Raw genomic sequence first — 18,666 nt, forward strand, 5'->3', positions numbered from 1 at the left:
GGCGGGGACAGCGAAATTCATCCTTTCGTCGCCCGAATGTCGCAAGACTGTCATCCGGGACAGGGAAAAACCCCGCGAGACAACAGGATCCGAGGTTTCCCATGACATTCCGCCTGACCGCCATTTCGGCGCTGGCCCTTGCCGCCGCCACGCCCGCCATGGCCGAGCCGGTCTTCAACCGCATCGCCTCTTTCCCGGTGGCGATGAACCTGCCCGAAGGCGCCGATCCGATGACCGAAACCTCGGCCGAAATCATGGCCGTGACCGAGGACGGCAATACCCTGATCTATTCGGACAGCCCCAACAAGGCGCTTGGCTTCGTGGACATCACCGATCCGCGCGCGCCCAAGCCCCTGGGTCAGGTCGCGATGGAGGGCGAGCCGACGACCACCGTCATCATCGGCGGCACCGGTTTCGTCGGGGTGAACACCTCGGAAAGCTTTACCCAGCCCTCGGGCGTGCTGCGCAGCGTCGATCTGGCCAGCCGCCAGATCGTGGCCAGCTGCGATCTGGGCGGCCAGCCGGATTCGGTCGCGCGCAACGCCGATGGCACGCAGATCGCCGTCGCCATCGAGAACGAGCGCGACGAGGACGTGAATGACGGCGCCATCCCGCAGCAGCCGGCCGGTTTCGTCGTCACCCTGCCGGTCGCGGATGGCGCGGTCGATTGCGCCGGCAAGCAGGTGATCGACCTGACCGGCCTCGCGGATCTGGCCGGCGACGACCCCGAGCCGGAATATCTCAGCTATAACGCGGCGGGCGATCTGGTCGTCACGCTGCAGGAAAACAACCATCTGGTGGTGATCGGCGCCGACGGCGCGGTGGCGGCCGATTTCCCGGCCGGAACCGTCGATCTGGAAGGGATCGACATCGAGGATGACGGCAAGTTCGATTTCTCGGCCTCGCAAGGCGCCGTGCCGCGCGAACCCGATGCCGTCGCCTGGTTGGATGACGGCAATTTCGTGACCGCGAACGAAGGCGACTGGAACGGCGGCTCGCGCAGCTTCACCATCTGGTCGCGCGACGGGCAGGTCGTGCACGAGGATGCCGGCGCCTTTGAAAAGGCGATCGTGCCGACCGGGCATTACCCCGATGGCCGCTCGGACAACAAGGGCGCCGAACCCGAGGCGGTGATCACCGCCGAATATGACGGGCAGAAGCTGATGTTCCTGGCCGCCGAACGCGCCAGCCTGGTCGGGGTCTATGATGTGGCCGATCCCGCCGCGCCCAAGCTGTTGCAACTGCTGCCCTCGGGCATCGGCCCCGAGGGGCTGGTCGCGATTCCGCAGCGCAACCTGTTCGCCACCGCCAACGAGACCGATCTGGGCGAGGACGGTGCCGCCCGCGCCCATGTGACCATCTTCGAACGCTCCGAGGGGCAGGCGAACTGGCCGCAGATCGTCGCTGACGCTGGCATCGGCTGGGGCGCGCTGTCGGGGCTGGCGGTCGATGCCGCGACGCCGACCACGCTTTACGCCGTATCCGACAGCGTCTACGGCGCCGCGCCGGCGATCTTTACCATCGACGCCTCGGCCATGCCGGCGAAGATCACCCAAAAGACCATCGTGACGCGCGACGGCAACCCGGCGGAAAAGCTGGATCTGGAAGGCATCGCCGTCGATCCGGCGGGCGGCTTCTGGCTGGCCTCGGAAGGGGATGCCGAAAAGGAGGTACCGCATGCCGTCCTCAGGGTGGACGCGAACGGCGCCATCACGCAGGAGATCGGGCTGCCCGACGCGCTCAAGGATCAGGCGACGCGCTTCGGCTTTGAAGGGGCCGCGGTCATCGACGGCAAGCTGTGGCTGGCGGTTCAGCGCGAATGGAAGGACGACCCCAAGGGGCAGGTGAAACTGCTGCAACTGGACCCGGCCAGCGGCGAATGGGCGGGTGTGCGCTATCCGCTGGAAACCGGCGAAGGATGGGTTGGTCTGTCCGATCTGGCGGTGCATGGCGAGCATCTGTATCTGATCGAGCGTGACAACCTGCTGGGTCAGCGCGCGCGGACCAAATCCGTGACCCGCATCGCGCTGGCCGATCTGGCCCCGGCACCGCTGGGCGGCGACCTGCCGCTGGTCCAGAAGGAACTGGTCCGCGACCTGATGCCCGATCTGACCGCGACCGGCGGCTTTGTTCTGGACAAGGTCGAGGGGCTGGCAATCACCCCGGAGGGCACCGCCTATATCGCGACCGACAATGACGGCACCGATGACAGCACCGGCGAAACCATGTTCTTCAGCTTCCAGCTGCCGGGCTGATCGCGAAAAAACGGCCGATGCGGCGACAAGCCCGCATCGGCCAGACGGATAACGGCATTCCAGCTTTCATGACCAAAGCATTTTATGACATAATACTGATTATCAATACATTTCCGCCCGCGTTGTCGGGCCCCCTCCTGACCTGCGGCAGCCGATGATTTCAGGCGGTTGCCATGCGGGAAATCCCGCCCGGATCGGGATATGAAAAAGGGCAGCCCGAACCCTGGTCGGGCTGCCCGCGAATGTTTGGCCTTGCCCGGTCAGGCCATGGCCGAACGCTCGCTCTCCTTCCATTCCTCCCAGCCGGGCCGGCCCTTCATGAAGGCCTCGATCTCGGCGCGGTTGGCCTCCAGCCTGGGGTCGTGCTTGAGGTAGAAACTGGTTTCGCGCGCGACCAGACCCGACAGGATCAGCAGCCCGATCAGGTTCGGAATCGCCATCAGCCCGTTCATCACGTCCGAGAAGTTCCAGACCACGCCCAGCTGCATCGTGCAGCCCACCAGCACGACCAGCGAGAACAGCACCCGGAACGGCATCACGCCGCCATGCCCGACCAGGCGCTCGACATTGCGTTCGCCGTAATAGGCCCAGCCCAGGATGGTCGAATAGGCAAACAGCACCAGGCCCAGCGTGACGATCCAGTGCCCCCATTGTCCGGGCAGCCCGTGGGTGAACGCCTGGCCGGTCATCAGCGCGGCCGAAAGCTGTTCGCCCGTGGCCGGGTCGATCTCGTTCCAGACGCCGGTGGTGATGATCACCAGCCCGGTGCAGGACACCACGATGATCGTGTCGATGAAGGTCTGCGTCATCGAGACCAGCCCCTGGCGCACCGGATGCGTCGTCTGCGCCGAGGCCGCCGCGATCGCCGCCGAACCCATGCCGGATTCGTTCGAGAAGATGCCGCGCGCCACGCCGAACTGCACCGCGATCATGATCGCCGAGCCGGCAAAGCCGCCCACCGCCGAGGTGCCGGTGAAGGCGTCGGTAAAGATCATGCCGACCGCCGCCGGAATGCCGCTGGCATTGGCGATCAGGATGTAAAGCGCGCCCAGCACATAGAACAGGATCATCACCGGAACCAGACCGGCGGTGACGCGGCCGATCGACTTGATGCCGCCGACCAGCACGATCAGCGTCATCGCCGCCAGGACCACCCCGGTGATCCAGGTCGGCAGCGCAAAGCTGCGCTCGAGATTCGAGGCGATGGAGTTGCCCTGCGTCATGTTGCCGATGCCGAAACAGGCCAGAACGGTGAACACCGCAAAGGACAGGGCAAGGAACTTGCCGAAGCCGTTGGGGATGCCCCGCTCAAGATAGTATTGCGGGCCGCCGTTCTTTTCGCCCACCTCGTCGGTGGTGCGGAAGCGCACGCCCAGGAACGCCTCGGAATATTTCGAGGCCATGCCCAGGATCGCGGTGACCCACATCCAGAACAGCGCGCCGGGCCCGCCGATGCTGATCGCGGTCGCCACGCCGACGATATTGCCGGTGCCGACCGTGGCCGCCATGGCGGTGGTCAGGGCCTGGAACTGCGAGATATCGCCCTCGGCATCGTCGTCATGGCGCTTGATCAGCCCCAGACGCAGCGCCGCGCCCAGCCGGATCAGCTGTATGCCGCCCAGCCGAATGGTCAGGTAAAGGCCCGTGCCCAGCAGCAGCGGGATCAGCAGATACGGCCCCCAGACGACGCCTCCCACCGCGCCGAAGAAGCTTTCAAGTTGTGCCATGTCCATCCCCTGTTATCCTTCTGTCGTTTCTGATGTCGCGAATGACGATCGTTTCTGTCAGAGATTGTCAATCCGCAGCATGGAAATTGGCCTCGGGTCGCGGTCCTGCCTCCCCGACGATCCGGGACCGCTTGCGAAGTCCCGCACAGCTTGCCACCATATCCACAGCCGGTAAAGATAAATGTGTTATTTCAGTCATCTATGGGAAAGCCACAGATATTGGCATGACCGCCAGCGCCCGGCCCGCAAACCGCAATCCCCTCGGCGTCGCGATGAATCGGCAGGGTTTTCCCTCGGTCTGCCCCGATTCGCGGCTTTACTTGTATGGAAGTATGGCTTAGACGATGCGGGAGGGAGGCAGCTATGGATTCGCCCGTCATCACCCCGCCGCCAAGCACCGCCAGTCAGGTCCATGACTGGCTGCGCCGTCGCGTGCAGCGCGGCGATCTGGCCCCCGGCGCAAGGCTGAGCGAGACCGAGATCGCCAATGAGATCGGCACCAGCCGCCAGCCGGTGCGCGAAGCCTTCATCCGGCTGGCCGGTGACGGTCTGGCCGAGGTCCGGCCGCAGCGCGGCACCTATATCAGCAAGATTTCCGTCTCGGCCGTGCTTTCGGCCCGGCTGATCCGCGAGGCGGTCGAAAGCGATCTGGCGCGGATGATCGCCACGCAGCGCCCGGCCAGGGTGCTGGCCGCGATGCGCGAGGAAATCGACCATCAGCGACGGGCCGATGACCGCGCCGAGGTCGAGGCCTTTATCGAATCGGACGACCGCTTTCACCGCCTGCTGGCCGCCGGCGCCGGTCACGAGGCGGTCTGGAACGATCTCGAACGGCTGAAAGCCCAGATGAACCGGCTGCGGCACCTGTCGATGCGCGCCTTTGACCGCGCCCATACGATCCGCCAGCATGTCGATATCCTCGATGCGCTGGAGGCGGGCGACGCCGATGCGGCCGAACGCGCGCTGCGCACCCATCTGCGCCAGATGCTGACCGAATTGCCGCGGATCGCGGTACAGAAACCCGAATATTTCACCGAATAGGAAAGGACGACGAGATGCGGCACACCTGGCGCTGGTTCGGCCCGAATGACCCGGTTTCCATCGACGACATGCTGCAGGCCGGCGTGCAGGGCGTGGTCACCGCGCTGCACCATGTCCCCACCGGCGAGGTCTGGACCCCGGAGGAAATCGCCCGCCGGCAGGACCTGCTGTCGCGGATGCGCGACGGCGCGCCCTCGGGGCTGGCATGGGAGGTGGTCGAAAGCCTGCCGGTCAGCGAGGCGATCAAGACCCAGACCGGCGACTGGCGCGGGCATGTCGCGAACTGGATCACCTCGATGCGGCATCTGCATCAGGCGGGCATCCGCACGATCTGCTATAATTTCATGCCGGTGCTGGACTGGACGCGCACCGATCTGGCCTGGCGGCGCCCCAGCGGCGCCACCTGCATGCGCTTCGATCTTTACGATTTCGCCGCCTTCGACATCCATATCCTGCAGCGCAAGGGCGCGGCCGAGTCCTTCCCCGAAGATATCCGCGATGAGGCCGGCCGCCGTTTCGCCGCCATGGACGACGCCCGGCGCGAGCAACTGGCCGGCAATGTCGTCTTTGGCCTGCCCGGCGCGGCCGAGCGGCTCTCCATGGCCGATGTCCGCGACCTGCTGGACAGCTATGCGCCGGTGACCGATACCGTGCTGCGCGGCAATTTCCACGCCTTTCTCGAACAGGTCGCGCCGGTCGCGCAGGATCTGGGCATGCGGCTGTGCTGCCACCCGGACGACCCGCCCTTTCCGCTTCTGGGCCTGCCCCGGATCATGTCGACCGAGGCGGATTACGCCGAACGCATCGCCGCCGTGGACCTGCCCGCGAACGGCATCACGCTGTGCTCGGGCTCGCTTGGCGCGCGGCCTGACAACGATCTGCCCGGCATGATGCGCCGGCTGGGCCATCGCGTGCATTTCCTGCATCTGCGCAATGTCCGCCGCGATGCCGACACGATCCCCGCCAGCTTCTTCGAGGACGAGCATCTGGGCGGCCAGACCGACATGGTGGCGCTGGTCGATGCCGTGCTGGCCGAAGAAGCCCGCCGTCGCGCCGAAGCGCGCGAGGATCACCAGATCCCGATGCGGCCCGATCACGGGCAGGATATCCTGGACGATATCGGCCGCGGCGGCCAGCCCGGCTATCCCGCCATCGGCCGGCTGAAAGGGCTGGCCGAACTGCGCGGGGTCGAGGCCGCGCTGAGCCGCAAGGGGGCCGCATGAGCCCCCGCCATATCCTGTCCATCGGCGAGGCGATGCTGGAGCTTTCCTCGGCCGGGCAGGCCGATCTGTGGCGGTTGGGGATCGCGGGCGACACGTTCAACACCGCCTGGTATCTGCGCCGGCTGCTGGCGGCCGACTGGCGCGTGGGCTATCTGAGCCGCGTCGGTGAAGGCGAATTTTCGCAAAAAATGCTCGATTTCCTGCAGGCCGAAGGGATCGAGACCAGCCATGTCCTGCGCGACCCCGCGCGCGAGATCGGGCTTTACGCCATCTCGCTGAAAAATGGCGAGCGCAGCTTTTCCTATTGGCGCGACCGCTCGGCCGCGAAGCTCCTGGCCGAAGATCCGGCGGCGCTGGACCGCGCGCTGGAGGGCTGCGGCATCGCCTATTTCTCGGGGATCAGCGTTGCCATCCTGTCGGATGCGGGGCGGGAAAACCTTGCCGGCGCGCTGGCCCGGGCGCGGGCGCGCGGCACAAGGATCGTTTTCGATCCGAACCTGCGGCCGCGGCTCTGGCCCGACGCGGCGGCCATGCGCGCGGGCATCGAGGCCGCGGCAAGCGGCGCCGATCTGGTCCTGCCCAGCTATGACGACGAGGCCACGCATTTCGGCGATGTCGATGCCGATGCCACGATCCGCCGCTACCTGTCCTTGGGCGCGGGGCATGTGGTGGTCAAGAATGGCGGCGGCCCGATGCGCTTTGGCGGCAGCGGCGGCCAGGGCACCCTGTCCGATCTTGCCCCGGAAACCCCGGTCGATACCACGGCGGCCGGCGACAGCTTCAACGCGGGCTATCTGACGGCGATGCTGCGCGGCGCGGATTGCGCCACCGCGATCCGCGCCGGCCACGCGCTGAGCCGGCAGGTGATCCGCCATCCCGGCGCGCTGGTGCCCGCCGCGATTCCGGCCGCAAAGGCGGAAATCGACAGCCTGCTGTGACGCCGGGCGGGCGCGGCGGTCACACCGTCGCGCCGATCTGCCAGGGCACGAATTCATGATCGCCCAGCCCCAGCGATTCGCTTTTCGTGACCTGACCCGAGGCGGTCGCCAGGATCAGATCGACGATCTGGCCGGCCTTTTCCTCGAGCGACACGCCCCGGCTCAGGATATCGCCGCAATTCAGATCCATGTCGTCGGGCATGGCGGCGGCCAGCCGGTCATTGGTCGCCAGCTTGATCGTCGGCGCCGGTTTCGAGCCGAATGCCGAGCCGCGCCCGGTGGTGAACACGATCAGCTGCGCGCCGCCCGCGATCTGGCCGGTGGCCGAGACCGGATCATAGCCGGGCGTATCCATGAAATTCAGCCCCGGCGCGGTGATCGGCTCGGCATAGTCCAGCACCGCCTCAAGCGGCGCGTTGCCGCCCTTGGCCACCGCCCCCAGCGATTTCTCCAGAATCGTGGTCAGCCCGCCCGCCTTGTTGCCGGGGCTGGGGTTGTTGTCCAGCGAAGCGCCGTTCCTGGCGGTATATTCCTCCCACCAGCGGATCCGGGCCAGCAGCTTTTCGGCCACCGCTGACGACGCGGCGCGATCCAGCAGCAGCCGCTCGGCGCCATAGATCTCGGGCGTTTCCGACAGCACCATCGAGGCCCCCTGCGCGGCCAGGATATCGCTGGCGATGCCAAGCGCCGGGTTCGCGGTCACGCCGGAAAACCCGTCCGAGCCGCCACATTGCAGCCCGATCTTCAGCGCCCCGGCCGGCACGGTTTCGCGCCGCACCTCGTTCAGCGCGGGCAGCATCTCGCGGATGCGCGCCTTGATCGCCTCGATGGTCTTGCGGGTGCCGCCGGTGTCCTGAATGGTCAAGCCGTGAAACCGCGCGGCCGCGCCCAGTTCCTGCTTCATGCGGGCAATCTGCATCACCTCGCAGCCCAGACCGACGAACAGCGCCGCGCCGACATTGGGATGGCCGGCATGGCCGGTCAGGACACGTTGCAGCGCCTGCCAGCCCGGCCCGCTATCGGCCATGCCGCAGCCGGTGCCATGGGCGAATGCCGCGACGCCATCGACATTGGGATAGGGCTCCAGCGCGCCCTCGATGCGAATCTCCTCGGCCGCGCGGCGGATCACCGTGGCCGAGCAGTTCACCGTCGCCACCAGCGCCAGATAGTTGCGCGTGCCGACCGCGCCATCGCCGCGCCGGTAACCCTGGAAGGTGAGGGCAGGCCCCTGGCGCGCGGCCAGCGACCTGCGCGCGTCCTCCAGCCCCGCGCCGGGGTGATAGTCGCGGCCATGTTCGCCAAAGACGCAGTTATGGCTGTGGACATGCGCGCCCTCGGCAATCGCTTCGGTGGCATAGCCGATGGTCTGGCCGTATTTCACCACCTCGCCGCCCCGGGGGATGGGGCGGCGGGCGATCTTGTGGCCGGCGGCGGCGACCCCCTTTTCGGTCAGGATCGCGACATTGTCGTCAGGATGCAGAACCAGAGGCTCGGGCATCGCTTGCTCCTTTCAGGCTGGCTTGCGCACCGTTTTCGATCAGGCCGCGCAGGGCGGCGGTCAGGTCGCGGGCAAAGCCCGGATCGTCGCGCAGGGCGGGCGGAAAGACCTCGGCCAGCGCCAGAAAGCCGTCGACCGTCCGGGCCGGATCGTCATGCCACAATGCGGCCAGCCGGTCGGCCAGCGGGTCCCTGACCTCGATCGGCTGGCCCTTTTCGTCCCGGCCCGAGGCATAGCGCATCCATGCCGCAACGGCGAGCGTCAGGCCCGGAACGGCGCGCCCCGCCGCGCGGTTTTCCAGAATCGTGCCAAGGATGCGCTGCGGCAGTTTCTGGCTGCCATCCATGGCGATCTGCCAGGTCCGGTGACGGATCGCGGGATTGGCATAGCGGTCGTGCAGCGCATCCGCATAGGCCGCCAGATCCACGCCGGGCGGCGGGGTCAGCGCGGGAATGATCTCGTCACGCCACAGCCCGCGCAGGAAATCCGAAAAGGCCGGATCGGCCACGGTGTCGGAGATCGTCTCATGCCCGGCCAGATAGCCCAGATAGGCCAACGAGCTATGCGTGCCGTTCAGCATCCGCAGCTTCATATGCTCAAAGGGCGTCACGTCCGCGACCAGCTGCGCGCCGACGGCGGTCAGATCGGGGCGCGCGGCATCGACGAAATCATCCTCGATCACCCATTGGCGAAAGGGCTCGTGCATGACCGGCGCCTCGTCGCGCCAGCCGGCGATAGCCTCCAGCCGGTCCAGATCGGCGGGCGTGGTCGCCGGCACGATCCGGTCCACCATGGTCGAGGGAAAGGCCCCTTCCGCGCTGATCCATTCGGCCAGATCCGGCGCGATCAGCCCGGCCAGTTCCAGCACCACGCCGCGCAGGACGCGGCCGTTTTCCGGCAGGTTGTCGCAGCACATCACGGTAAAGGGGCGCAGCCCGGCGGCGCGGCGCAGAGCCAGCGCGCGCACCAGAAAGCCCGGTGCGGATTTCGGCAGCGGGTTTTCCAGATCGTGGCGGATATCGGGATGCGCGCGGTTCAGCCGCCCGGTCGAGGGTTCATGGCAGTACCCCTTTTCGGTGACGGTCAGGCTGACGATCCGCACCAAGGGGGCGGCCATGGCGTCCAGCACCGCCTGCGGGTCCTCGGGCGCGACCAGCACGTCGCGCAGCACGGTCATCACCTGCGGCTTTTCACCGTCGGGCGCCAGTTCCAGCGCGGTATAGGCCCAGCCCTGCGGGCGCAGCCTGTCGCGCGTCCCCGGCGATTGCAGCGACACGCCGACAATCCCCCAATCGCCGCCGGATTTCGCCATTGCCTCGGCGATATAGACGGCGCCATGGGCGCGAAAGAACGCCCCGAGGCCCAGATGGACGATCCCCGCCGGAGCGGATGAGGGATTACGATACAACCTATCTGGCAAGCCAGCCTCCATCGACATTGATGACCGCGCCATTGACATAATCCGAGGCCGGCGCGGCCAGAAATACGGCCGTCTGGCCGATATCCTCGGGCCGGCCCCAGCGGCCGGCCGGAATACGGTCGAGGATCGCCCCGCTGCGCGCCGGATCGGCGCGCAGCGCCTCGGTATTGTTCGTTTCGATATAGCCGGGCGCAATGGCGTTCACGTTCAGCCCGCGCGCCGCCCATTCATTGGCCATCAGCCTGGTCAGCCCGGCCACGCCATGCTTGCTGGCGGTGTATGAAGGCACGCGGATGCCGCCCTGAAACGACAGCAGGCTGGCGATATTGACGATCTTGCCCTGCCCGCGCGGCAGGGCGGCACGGGCAAAGGCCTGACAGGTAAAAAACAGCGCCTTCAGGTTCACGTCGATCACATCGTCCCAGTCGGATTCGGTGAAATCGACCGCATCCGCGCGCCGGATGATGCCGGCATTGTTGACCAGAATGTCGATCCGCTCGGCGGCAAAGACATCGCGCGCGGCCATCGGATCGGCGAAATCCAGCCGCATGCCGCGCCCCTTGTCGCCGATCAGGGCCAGCGTCTCGTCGCAGTCGCGGCGGCCGGCGGCGATCACCTGCGCCCCGGCCTGCGCCATGGCCACCGCGATCGCCTGACCGATGCCGGTATTGGCGCCGGTGACCAGCGCCGTCTGGCCGGCAAGCGAAAAGGCGTTCACCGCAGATCCTCCGGCTGGATGAAGTCCATGTCGGTGTAATCGACATTGTCGCCGGCCATCGCCCAGATGAAGGTATAGGCGCCGATCCCCGCGCCCGAATGGATCGACCAGCTGGGCGAGATCACCGCCTGCTCATTGGCGACAAAGACATGCCGGGTCTCCTGCGGTTCGCCCATCAGGTGCAGCACGCGCGATTCCGGGGCCATGCCGTGGTAAAGATAGGCCTCCATTCGGCGGTCGTGGACATGGCTGGGAATGGTGTTCCAGACCGAGCCCTCCTCGAGCGAGGTATAGCCCAGCACCAGCTGGCAGCTCTCCATCACCAGCGGGTGGATGAACTGGCGGATGATGCGCTTGTTGCTGGTCTCGGCGGCGCCCAGCCTGAGCTCTTTCGCTTCGGCCACGGTGATCAGGCGGCAGGGCAGTTCGCGATGCGCCGGGCATGAGGTGATGTAGAACCGCCCCTGCCCCGAGAATGTGACCGGCCCCGCACCCATGCCCAGATAGAGCACGTCGCCGTAAGCCATGTCCCAGCCCTGGCCGGCGGCCTCGACCCGGCCCGGCCCGCCGATATTGACGATGCCCATCTCGCGCCGTTCCAGAAAGGTTTCGGTCCGGGTTTCCGCGACCTTGTCCAGCACCAGCGGCTTGCCCTTGGGCACCGCCGCCCCGACGGTAAAGCGGTCGTAATGGGTATAGACCAGGCGGATTTCGCCATCGGCGAACATGCCCTCGGTCAGGAAATGGCGGCGCAGGGTTTCGGTATCCATGGCCCGGGCATGCTCGGGGTGGATCGCATGGCGGGTTTCGACGGTCAGCATATCGGTCCTTTCACAGAAAGTCGTCGCGGCGGGGGGTAAAGCTGTCGATCAGTTCGCCCGGCTCAAGGCACAGGCAGCCATGCTCCGCCCCCGAGGGGATCACGAAGGCATCGCCCGGCCCCACCTCGAATTCGCGCCCGTCGATGCTGAACCGGTAGCGCCCGGATTGCACATAGGTCGACTGCACATGTGGATGGCTGTGCAGCGCCCCCCGGTCGCCCGCCCGGAAGGCAAAGCGGACGACCATCAGTTCGGGGGCGTGGGCCAGTACGGTCCGGGTGGGATCGCTCATCGGAAGAACCTCATTTGAAGACCGAGGGCAGCCACAGCGACAGCGCCGGGATATAGGTCACCAGCATCAGCGTGGCGAAGGCGGCGAAATAGAACGGCCAGATCGTGCGCATCGCCTGCCAGATGCTGATGCGGCCGACCGCGCAGCCGACGAACAGCACCGCGCCGACCGGCGGCGTGCACAGACCGATGCCAAGGTTCAGCACCAGGATCACGCCGAAATGCACCGGATCGACGCCGAAGGCCTGCGCCACCGGCAGAAAGATCGGCGTGGTGATCACGATCAGCGGCGACATGTCCATGAAGGTGCCCAGGATCAGCAGGATCACGTTCATCAGAAGCAGGATCACCAGCGGATTGTCCGAGATGTTCTGCAGCATCTCGACCAGTTGCGCGGGCACTTTCAGATAGGCCAGAAGCCAGCCGAAACTGGCCGCGCAGCCGATCACCAGCAGCACCATGGCGGTTGTGCGCACGGCGCCCTTGGTGGCCTCGACGAACTCGGCCCAGGGCAGGCTGCGATAGATCAGCGCGGTGACCAGCAGCGCATAGACCACCGCGATATTCGAGGATTCAGAGGCCGTGAACACGCCCGAACGCACGCCGCCAAAGATGATCGCGATCAGGATCAGCCCCGGCACGGCCGAAACGAAAAGCTGCCCCATCATGCGAAAGCCCGGAAACGGGTCGGTCGGATAGCCCTTGCGCTTGGCCACCCACCAGGCGGCGGTCATCAGAAGCAGCGCCAGCACCATGCCCGGAAAGATCCCGGCGGTGAACAGATCGGCGATCGACAGCCGCCCGCCGGCCGCGATGGAATAGATGATCATGTTGTGGCTGGGCGGAATCATCAGCGCGATGATCGAACTGACAACGGTGATATTGACCGCGTAATCGACATCATAGCCGCGCCGTTTCATCTGCGGCACCATCAGCCCGCCGACCGCGCTGGCATCCGCCGCGGCCGAGCCAGAGACGCCGCCGAACATCAGCGAGGCCATGATATTGACCTGGCCCAGCCCGCCCTTGAGATGCCCGACCAGCGAGCCGGCCAGCGCCACCAGCCGGCGCGCGATATCGCCGCGCACCATCAGGTCGCCCGAATAGATGAAGAAGGGAATCGCCATCAGCGCAAAGACCGAGATGCCGGAATTCAGCCGCTGGAACACCACCACCGGCGGCAGCCCCAGATAGAGCACGGTGAAAAAGCTGGAGGCACCCAGGCAAAAGGCGACGGGCGTGCCGATCAGCAAAAGGCCGGTGAAGCTTCCGAACAGGATCCAGTATTCCATCGCCTAGCCCCTTTCCTGCGGGTTCCGGTCGGCCGGAGCCTCTGGCAGCGCCTCGCCGCCGATGCTGTGCTGGTGATGGCCGTCCACCTCGCCGCCGGCCTCGTCATCGGTATCGCCGAAGCGCGCGGTTTTCAGACCCGCCGCGCGGCGCAGGATGCGCTCGACCGAAAACAGGATCAGCATGACCCCGCCGGCGATCAGCGGCGCGAAGTCCCAGAACCGCGAAATGCCAAGGCCGGGGATGTCGCCGCTTGCCGCCTTGGCGGCCAGTTGCCAGCCGTAAATGCTCATCCCGAAGCCAAAGGCCACGACGACCAGGTCGGACAGGGTGTGAAACCATGGCCGCATCCAGACCGGCACCAGATACAGGCCGACATCGAAAGACAGGTGATAGCCCTCTTTCACGCCGACGGCGGCACCCAGAAAGATGAACCAGCCCATCAGCATGACGCTGGCCGGCTCGGCCCAGAACAGGCTGGAGCCGATGACATAGCGGGAAAAGACCTGCGCAAAGACGAAAGCGGTCATCAGCACCAGCCCGATCCCGGCCAGCCACAGGCCCAGACGCGCCAGTGCCCCGGTCAGCCGGGCGATTTTCAGCATTGTGTCGTGCATATTTCCTCCGCTCGGGATGGCGGCCGCCCGGCGATGTCGCACGGGCGGCCCCGGCTCACTGGGTTTCCTGGATCCGCTTGACCAGATCCTGCGCCTCGGGCGTGGTCACGTATTTTTCATAGACCGGCGCCATGGCCTCGATGAACGGGGTCTTGTCGATCTCCTTGATGATCTCGGCGCCATCCGCGACGACATTCTCCTCGGAGGCCTTTTCCTGATCCGCCCAGAGCTGGCGCTGGATCACGGCCGAGTTCCGCGCCGCCTCGCGCATGATCTGCTGATCCTCGGGGCTCAGCTTCTCCCAGCTCAGTTTCGAGACGGCGACCACCTCCGGCACCATCAGGTGCTGGTCGAGCGTATAGTATTTCGCCACCTCGGCATGGCCGGAACTGTCATAGCTGGGATAGTTGTTTTCCGCCCCGTCGATGACCCCGGACTGGATCGAGGAATAGACCTCGCCATAGGGCATCGGGGTGGCATCGGCGCCAAGCGCCGACATCATGTCGACAAAGACATCGTTCTGCATGACGCGGAATTTCATCCCGCTCAGGTCGTCGATCGAGTCGATCGGCTTTTGCGAATTGTAAAAGCTGCGCGCGCCGCCATCGTAATAGGCCAGCGCGATCAGGTCCTTTTCGGCAAAGCCGGCGGCCAGTTCATCGCCGATCGGGCCGTCCATGACCTTGTACATGTGGTCCTGATTGCGAAACAGATAGGGCAGCGAGAAAAGCTGCGTCTCGGGCACGATATCGTTGAACGTGCCGAACGAGGCGCGCACCATGTCGATGACGCCGAACTGGGTCTGTTCGATCGCGTCCTTTTCCTCGCCCAGCTGCGAGGCCGGAAAGACCTCGATGCAGATGCGCCCTTCGGTCTTTTCCTTGACCTCGGCGGCCATGGCCCGGACGCCCTCGACGGTCGGATAACCGTCGGGATGCGTGTCGGACGAGCGCAGCGTGACCTCGCATTCCTGCGCCGCCGCCGCCGTGGCAAGCGCCGCCGTGGCCAGCAGCCCGACCAGGGTGTTTCTGTAGATCTTCATGTTTTCCTCCCTTGAAAAACTCAGAGTTTATAGGCCTTCTTGGCGAGGCCATAGGTAAGCTGACGGGCCAGTTCCGGCGCCTCGTCCGCGGTCAGCCGGCCCGAGGCGACCAGCGTCGCGAGCCAGGCGCAATCGACGCGCCGCGCGACATCGTGGCGCGCCGGGATCGAGCAGAAGGCCCGCGTATCGTCGTTGAAGCCGACGGTATTGTAGAAGCCGGCGGTCTCCGTGGTCATTTCGCGGAACCGGCGCATGCCCTCGGCGCTGTCATGGAACCACCAGGCCGGGCCAAGCCGCAGGCAGGGATAGACCCCGGCCAGCGGCGCCAGTTCGCGCGCATAGGAGGTCTCGTCCAGCGTGAACAGCACCACCGTCAGGTCGGGCCGCATGCCGACCGCGTTCAGCAGCGGCCGCAGCGCCGCGACGTAATCGGTGCGGCCGGGAATGTCGAAGCCCTTGTCGCGGCCGAACATCGCCATGACCTGATCGGAATGGTTGCGCCGCGAACCGGGATGGATCTGCAGCACAAGCCCGTCCTCAAGGCTCATCCGCGCCATTTCGGTCAGCATATGGCCGCGAAACGCGTCGGCCTCGTCTGCGGTGCAGGTGCCGGCCAGCGCTTTCTGGAACAGCGCGGCGGCATCCGATTGCGGCAGGTCCTCGGTCCGGGCGCTGGCATGGCCGTGATCGGATGAGGTCGCGCCGAATTCCCTGAAATAGGCCCGCCGCGCCCGATGCGCGTCCAGATAGCCCGACCATGTGGCGGTGTCGAAACCGGTCTGCTCGCCCAGCAGGGCGACATTTTCCGCGAATCCGGCCATTTCGGGGTCCACGACGCCATCGGGGCGATAGGCGGTGATGACCCGCCCGTCCCAGCCCGAGTCGCGGATCATCCGGTGCCAGCGCAAATCGTCGGTCGCGGCTTCGGTGGTGGCGATCACCTCGATGTCGAAGCGCCTGAACAATGCGCGGGGCCGGTATTCGGGCCGTGCCAGACAGTCCGCGATATGGTCGTAATACCAATCCGCCGTCGCCGCGCTCAGCCGCCGGTCGATGCCGAAGACATGCTGGAAACTGTGATCCAGCCAAAGGCGCGAGGGCGTGCCGGCGAACAGGTGGTAATGCTCGGCGAACAGCCGCCAGATCCTGCGCCCGTCGGTTTCGGTCGGCCCGCCATCGGCGCGCGGCACGCCCAGATCGGCCAGATCGACACCTTGCGAGCAGAGCATGCGGAACACGTAATGATCGGGGGTGACGAACAGCTGCGCCGGGTCGGGAAAGGGCGCGTCCTCGGCAAACCAGCGCGGATCGGTATGGCCATGCGGGCTGATGATCGGCAGGTCGTGGATTTCCGCGTAAAGCGCGCGGGCCAGGTCGCGGGCCCGCCCCTCCAGCGGAAACAGCCGGTCTTCGTCCGTCAAGGCCATGCAGCGCCTCCCCATCGAATCATGCTTGCTTCGGGTCTGATCCTCTAATATGCTAGTTTGCAAGTTTGGTCAATGCACGCAATCGCCAGGAAGGGATGTGACATGCCGCAAGCCGGGCCCTCGGTCACCACCTTGCCGGCGCTGGACGATCCGCGCCCGCGCACGGTCACCGATCAGATATTCGATCTGCTTTACGAAAATGTGGTCGATCTGAGCCTGCCGCCGGGCGCGAAGCTCTCCGAGGCCGAGGTGGCCGCGCAGATGGGCGTTTCGCGCCAGCCGGTGCGCGACGCGTTCTACCGGCTGTCGCAACTGGGCTTCATCCAGATCCGGCCGCAACGCGCGACGACCGTCACGCCGATCTCGGAAGAGGCCGTCATGCAGGCCTATTTCATCCGCCTGGCGCTGGAAGAGGCCTGTATCCGCGTCGCCTGCGACACGCTGACGCCGGCGAATTTCGACGATCTGGACCGCCTGATCGTGCAGCAGGAGGCCGCGCTGGCCGCCGATCGCCGCGCCGAATTCCACGCGCTGGACGACCGGTTCCATCACGATATCTGCGCCCATGCCGGGCTGAAATTCGTCTGGGCGCTGGTGCGCGAGAACAAGGGCCATATGGACCGGGCGCGCTATCTGAGCCTGTCCTATAACGCGTCGATCGCGCTGGACGAGCATCGCCGGATCATGGCCGCGCTGCGCGCCCGCGACCCCGAGGCCGCCACCACCGCCCTCCGGCTGCATCTGGGCCGCATCAAGGAGATCGTCGCCCGCCTGCAGATCGACCAGCCCGACGTCTTCAGCGCCTGATCCGCCGCCTTACGACACCTGCATCGCCGCCGCGACCGCCCGTTTCCAGCGCGCATAGCGGGCATCGCGCGTCGCTGCGTCCATCCTCGGCTCAAAGCGGCGCTCCAGCGCCCATCTGCCGGCGATGACCTCGGGTCTGGGATAGAGATCCACCCGCAGCCCTGCCAGATAGGCGGCGCCAAGCGCGGTCGTCTCGGTCACTTCGGGGCGATCCACGGGCGCGCCCAGGATGTCGGACAGGAACTGCATGGTCCAGTCGCTGGCCACCATGCCGCCATCGACGCGCAGGACGCCTTCGGCCGCGGCATCCCAGTCGGCGCGCATCGCCTCCTGCAGGTCGCGGGTCTGGAAACCCACGCTTTCCAGCGCCGCGCGGGCGAATTCCTCGGGGCCGGAATTGCGCGTCAGGCCAAAGATCGCGCCGCGGGTCTCGGGCCGCCAATAGGGCGCGCCCAGCCCGGTGAATGCCGGCACCAGGACCAGATCCTGCGCATCGTCGGCGGCCTGCGCCAGCGGCTGCGTCTCGGCCGCGTTGCGGATGATCCTGAGCCCGTCGCGCAGCCATTGCACCACCGCGCCGGCAATGAAGATCGAGCCTTCCAGCGCATAGGTGGTCTGCCCGTCCAGCCGATAGGCGATGGTGGTGAGCAGCCGGTTTTGCGAGGGCACCATCTGATCGCCCGTGTTCAGCAATGCGAAACAGCCGGTGCCATAGGTCGATTTCATCATGCCGGGCCGGAAACAGGCCTGCCCGACGGTCGCCGCCTGCTGGTCGCCGGCAACGCCCCTGATCGGGATCTCGCGCCCGAACAGATCGGCCCGCGTCACGCCGAAATCGTCGGCGCTGTCGCGCACCTCGGGCAGAAGCTGCATCGGAATGTCCAGAAGCGCGCAGATCTCTTCGTCCCAGCGGTTTTCGGCGATATTGTACAGCAGCGTGCGCGCGGCATTGGTGGCATCGGTCGCATGCACGCGGCCGCCGGTCAGGTTCCAGATCAGCCAGCTGTCCACGGTGCCGAATGCCAGCTCGCCCGCCTGCGCGCGCGCCCGTGCGCCCTCGATATTTTCCAGCAGCCATTTCAGCTTGGTGCCGGAAAAATACGGGTCCAGCAGCAACCCGGTCCGGGCCGAGATCATCGCCTCATGGCCCTGTTTCTTCAGCACCTCGCACAGATCCGCCGTGCGGCGATCCTGCCAGACGATGGCGCGATGGATCGCGCGGCCGGTCCCGCGATCCCAGAGCACCGTCGTCTCGCGCTGGTTGGTGATGCCGATGGCGGCAATGCCGGCCGCCCCCTGCCCCAGCTTTTCGATGGCGGCGCGGGCCGTCGCGGCAACCGTGCTCCACAGGTCCGAGGCGTCATGCTCGACCCAGCCCGAGGCGGGGAAATGCTGCGGAAATTCCTCTTGCGCCGCGGCGACCGGCTTCAGCCCCTCGTCGAACAGGATCGCGCGTGAAGATGTCGTGCCCTGGTCGATGGCAAGGATATGGTTCATGGATGGATTCCCCGGACAGATAGGGGGGCGAGGCAGGCCCCGCCCCCGTCAGCC

The 18,666-nt window shown here is 66.3% G+C and carries 16 protein-coding genes; 5 read left to right on the forward strand and 11 right to left on the reverse strand.

The window, feature by feature from the left end; translation table 11 throughout:
- Positions 1 to 101: 101 nt before the first annotated feature.
- On the forward strand, positions 102 to 2,255 hold the full coding sequence (locus IT41_RS14335; RefSeq protein ID WP_036742652.1) for an esterase-like activity of phytase family protein: 2,154 nt from the start codon (positions 102 to 104) through the stop codon (positions 2,253 to 2,255).
- Between the two features lie 260 nt (positions 2,256 to 2,515).
- Here IT41_RS14335 and IT41_RS14340 read toward each other — a convergent pair whose 3' ends face one another.
- A complete protein-coding gene (locus IT41_RS14340; RefSeq protein ID WP_036742709.1) occupies positions 2,516 to 3,982 on the reverse strand; it encodes an alanine/glycine:cation symporter family protein in 1,467 nt (488 codons plus the stop codon).
- A 363-nt stretch (positions 3,983 to 4,345) separates the two neighbouring features.
- Here IT41_RS14340 and IT41_RS14345 point away from each other — a divergent pair, with 363 nt between their 5' ends.
- The 3 genes from IT41_RS14345 to IT41_RS14355 are packed head-to-tail and all read left to right on the forward strand — an operon-like array spanning position 4,346 to position 7,184.
- Positions 4,346 to 5,023 (forward strand): GntR family transcriptional regulator, encoded by a 678-nt coding sequence (locus IT41_RS14345; protein ID WP_036742653.1) that lies wholly within the window; start codon positions 4,346 to 4,348, stop codon positions 5,021 to 5,023.
- A gap of 14 nt (positions 5,024 to 5,037) precedes the next feature.
- Positions 5,038 to 6,246, forward strand: a complete 1,209-nt coding sequence (uxuA, locus tag IT41_RS14350) for a mannonate dehydratase (protein ID WP_036742654.1) — start codon at positions 5,038 to 5,040, stop codon at positions 6,244 to 6,246.
- The gene (locus IT41_RS14355; RefSeq protein ID WP_052081592.1) at positions 6,243 to 7,184 is read left to right on the forward strand and encodes a sugar kinase; all 942 of its coding nucleotides are present in this window, start codon (positions 6,243 to 6,245) and stop codon (positions 7,182 to 7,184) included. Before uxuA ends, IT41_RS14355 begins: the two co-directional genes overlap by 4 nt.
- Before the next feature lie 19 nt (positions 7,185 to 7,203).
- Here the strand turns inward: IT41_RS14355 and IT41_RS14360 are convergent, their stop codons facing one another.
- Genes IT41_RS14360 through uxaC form a run of 9 tightly spaced genes read right to left on the reverse strand, consistent with a single transcriptional unit; the run spans position 7,204 to position 16,308 of the window.
- Complete coding sequence (locus tag IT41_RS14360) at positions 7,204 to 8,682, reverse strand: UxaA family hydrolase (RefSeq protein WP_036742655.1); 1,479 nt, start codon at positions 8,680 to 8,682, stop codon at positions 7,204 to 7,206.
- A complete protein-coding gene (locus IT41_RS14365) occupies positions 8,654 to 10,114 on the reverse strand; it encodes a mannitol dehydrogenase family protein (RefSeq protein ID WP_036742657.1) in 1,461 nt (486 codons plus the stop codon). The genes IT41_RS14360 and IT41_RS14365 overlap by 29 nt, the downstream gene beginning before the upstream one ends.
- On the reverse strand, positions 10,092 to 10,820 hold the full coding sequence (gene kduD / locus IT41_RS14370) for a 2-dehydro-3-deoxy-D-gluconate 5-dehydrogenase KduD (protein WP_036742659.1): 729 nt from the start codon (positions 10,818 to 10,820) through the stop codon (positions 10,092 to 10,094). Before kduD ends, IT41_RS14365 begins: the two co-directional genes overlap by 23 nt.
- Positions 10,817 to 11,641, reverse strand: coding sequence for a 5-dehydro-4-deoxy-D-glucuronate isomerase (gene kduI, locus IT41_RS14375; protein ID WP_036742661.1), 825 nt, complete (start codon positions 11,639 to 11,641; stop codon positions 10,817 to 10,819). The genes kduD and kduI overlap by 4 nt, the downstream gene beginning before the upstream one ends.
- A 10-nt stretch (positions 11,642 to 11,651) precedes the next feature.
- Positions 11,652 to 11,933, reverse strand: coding sequence for a cupin domain-containing protein (locus tag IT41_RS14380; protein WP_036742663.1), 282 nt, complete (start codon positions 11,931 to 11,933; stop codon positions 11,652 to 11,654).
- 10 nt (positions 11,934 to 11,943) lie between these two features.
- Positions 11,944 to 13,224 carry a TRAP transporter large permease gene (locus IT41_RS14385; RefSeq protein ID WP_036742664.1) on the reverse strand — a complete coding sequence of 427 codons (1,281 nt, stop codon included), beginning with the start codon at positions 13,222 to 13,224 and terminating at the stop codon, positions 11,944 to 11,946.
- Between the two features lie 3 nt (positions 13,225 to 13,227).
- On the reverse strand, positions 13,228 to 13,839 hold the full coding sequence (locus IT41_RS14390) for a TRAP transporter small permease (protein WP_081967573.1): 612 nt from the start codon (positions 13,837 to 13,839) through the stop codon (positions 13,228 to 13,230).
- Positions 13,840 to 13,894: 55 nt separating this feature from the next.
- Positions 13,895 to 14,881: a TRAP transporter substrate-binding protein gene (locus IT41_RS14395; protein ID WP_036742666.1), complete on the reverse strand. Its 987-nt coding sequence runs from the start codon at positions 14,879 to 14,881 to the stop codon at positions 13,895 to 13,897.
- Between the two features lie 20 nt (positions 14,882 to 14,901).
- Positions 14,902 to 16,308 carry a glucuronate isomerase gene (gene uxaC / locus IT41_RS14400; protein ID WP_036742668.1) on the reverse strand — a complete coding sequence of 469 codons (1,407 nt, stop codon included), beginning with the start codon at positions 16,306 to 16,308 and terminating at the stop codon, positions 14,902 to 14,904.
- Between the two features lie 102 nt (positions 16,309 to 16,410).
- On the opposite strand from uxaC, the gene IT41_RS14405 reads away from it, so the two are divergent.
- Positions 16,411 to 17,115, forward strand: a complete 705-nt coding sequence (locus tag IT41_RS14405; protein WP_036742669.1) for a GntR family transcriptional regulator — start codon at positions 16,411 to 16,413, stop codon at positions 17,113 to 17,115.
- A 9-nt stretch (positions 17,116 to 17,124) separates the two neighbouring features.
- Here IT41_RS14405 and glpK read toward each other — a convergent pair whose 3' ends face one another.
- Positions 17,125 to 18,612 (reverse strand): glycerol kinase GlpK, encoded by a 1,488-nt coding sequence (gene glpK, locus IT41_RS14410; RefSeq protein ID WP_036742670.1) that lies wholly within the window; start codon positions 18,610 to 18,612, stop codon positions 17,125 to 17,127.
- Positions 18,613 to 18,666: the final 54 nt, after the last annotated feature.

Source organism: Paracoccus halophilus (assembly GCF_000763905.1).
In the GTDB taxonomy this organism is placed as follows: Bacteria; Pseudomonadota; Alphaproteobacteria; order Rhodobacterales; family Rhodobacteraceae; genus Paracoccus; species Paracoccus halophilus.

Excerpts from the sequence above, each read along its gene's own strand:
- IT41_RS14335 (WP_036742652.1), top strand. The coding sequence starts at position 102 with ATGACATTCCGCCTGACCGCCATTTCGGCGCTGGCCCTTGCCGCCGCC.
- IT41_RS14340 (WP_036742709.1), bottom strand. The coding sequence starts at position 3,982 with ATGGCACAACTTGAAAGCTTCTTCGGCGCGGTGGGAGGCGTCGTCTGG.
- IT41_RS14345 (WP_036742653.1), top strand. The coding sequence starts at position 4,346 with ATGGATTCGCCCGTCATCACCCCGCCGCCAAGCACCGCCAGTCAGGTC.
- uxuA (WP_036742654.1), top strand. The coding sequence starts at position 5,038 with ATGCGGCACACCTGGCGCTGGTTCGGCCCGAATGACCCGGTTTCCATC.
- IT41_RS14355 (WP_052081592.1), top strand. The coding sequence starts at position 6,243 with ATGAGCCCCCGCCATATCCTGTCCATCGGCGAGGCGATGCTGGAGCTT.
- IT41_RS14360 (WP_036742655.1), bottom strand. The coding sequence starts at position 8,682 with ATGCCCGAGCCTCTGGTTCTGCATCCTGACGACAATGTCGCGATCCTG.
- IT41_RS14365 (WP_036742657.1), bottom strand. The coding sequence starts at position 10,114 with ATGGAGGCTGGCTTGCCAGATAGGTTGTATCGTAATCCCTCATCCGCT.
- kduI (WP_036742661.1), bottom strand. The coding sequence starts at position 11,641 with ATGCTGACCGTCGAAACCCGCCATGCGATCCACCCCGAGCATGCCCGG.
- IT41_RS14380 (WP_036742663.1), bottom strand. The coding sequence starts at position 11,933 with ATGAGCGATCCCACCCGGACCGTACTGGCCCACGCCCCCGAACTGATG.
- IT41_RS14385 (WP_036742664.1), bottom strand. The coding sequence starts at position 13,224 with ATGGAATACTGGATCCTGTTCGGAAGCTTCACCGGCCTTTTGCTGATC.
- IT41_RS14390 (WP_081967573.1), bottom strand. The coding sequence starts at position 13,839 with ATGCACGACACAATGCTGAAAATCGCCCGGCTGACCGGGGCACTGGCG.
- IT41_RS14395 (WP_036742666.1), bottom strand. The coding sequence starts at position 14,881 with ATGAAGATCTACAGAAACACCCTGGTCGGGCTGCTGGCCACGGCGGCG.
- uxaC (WP_036742668.1), bottom strand. The coding sequence starts at position 16,308 with ATGGCCTTGACGGACGAAGACCGGCTGTTTCCGCTGGAGGGGCGGGCC.
- IT41_RS14405 (WP_036742669.1), top strand. The coding sequence starts at position 16,411 with ATGCCGCAAGCCGGGCCCTCGGTCACCACCTTGCCGGCGCTGGACGAT.
- glpK (WP_036742670.1), bottom strand. The coding sequence starts at position 18,612 with ATGAACCATATCCTTGCCATCGACCAGGGCACGACATCTTCACGCGCG.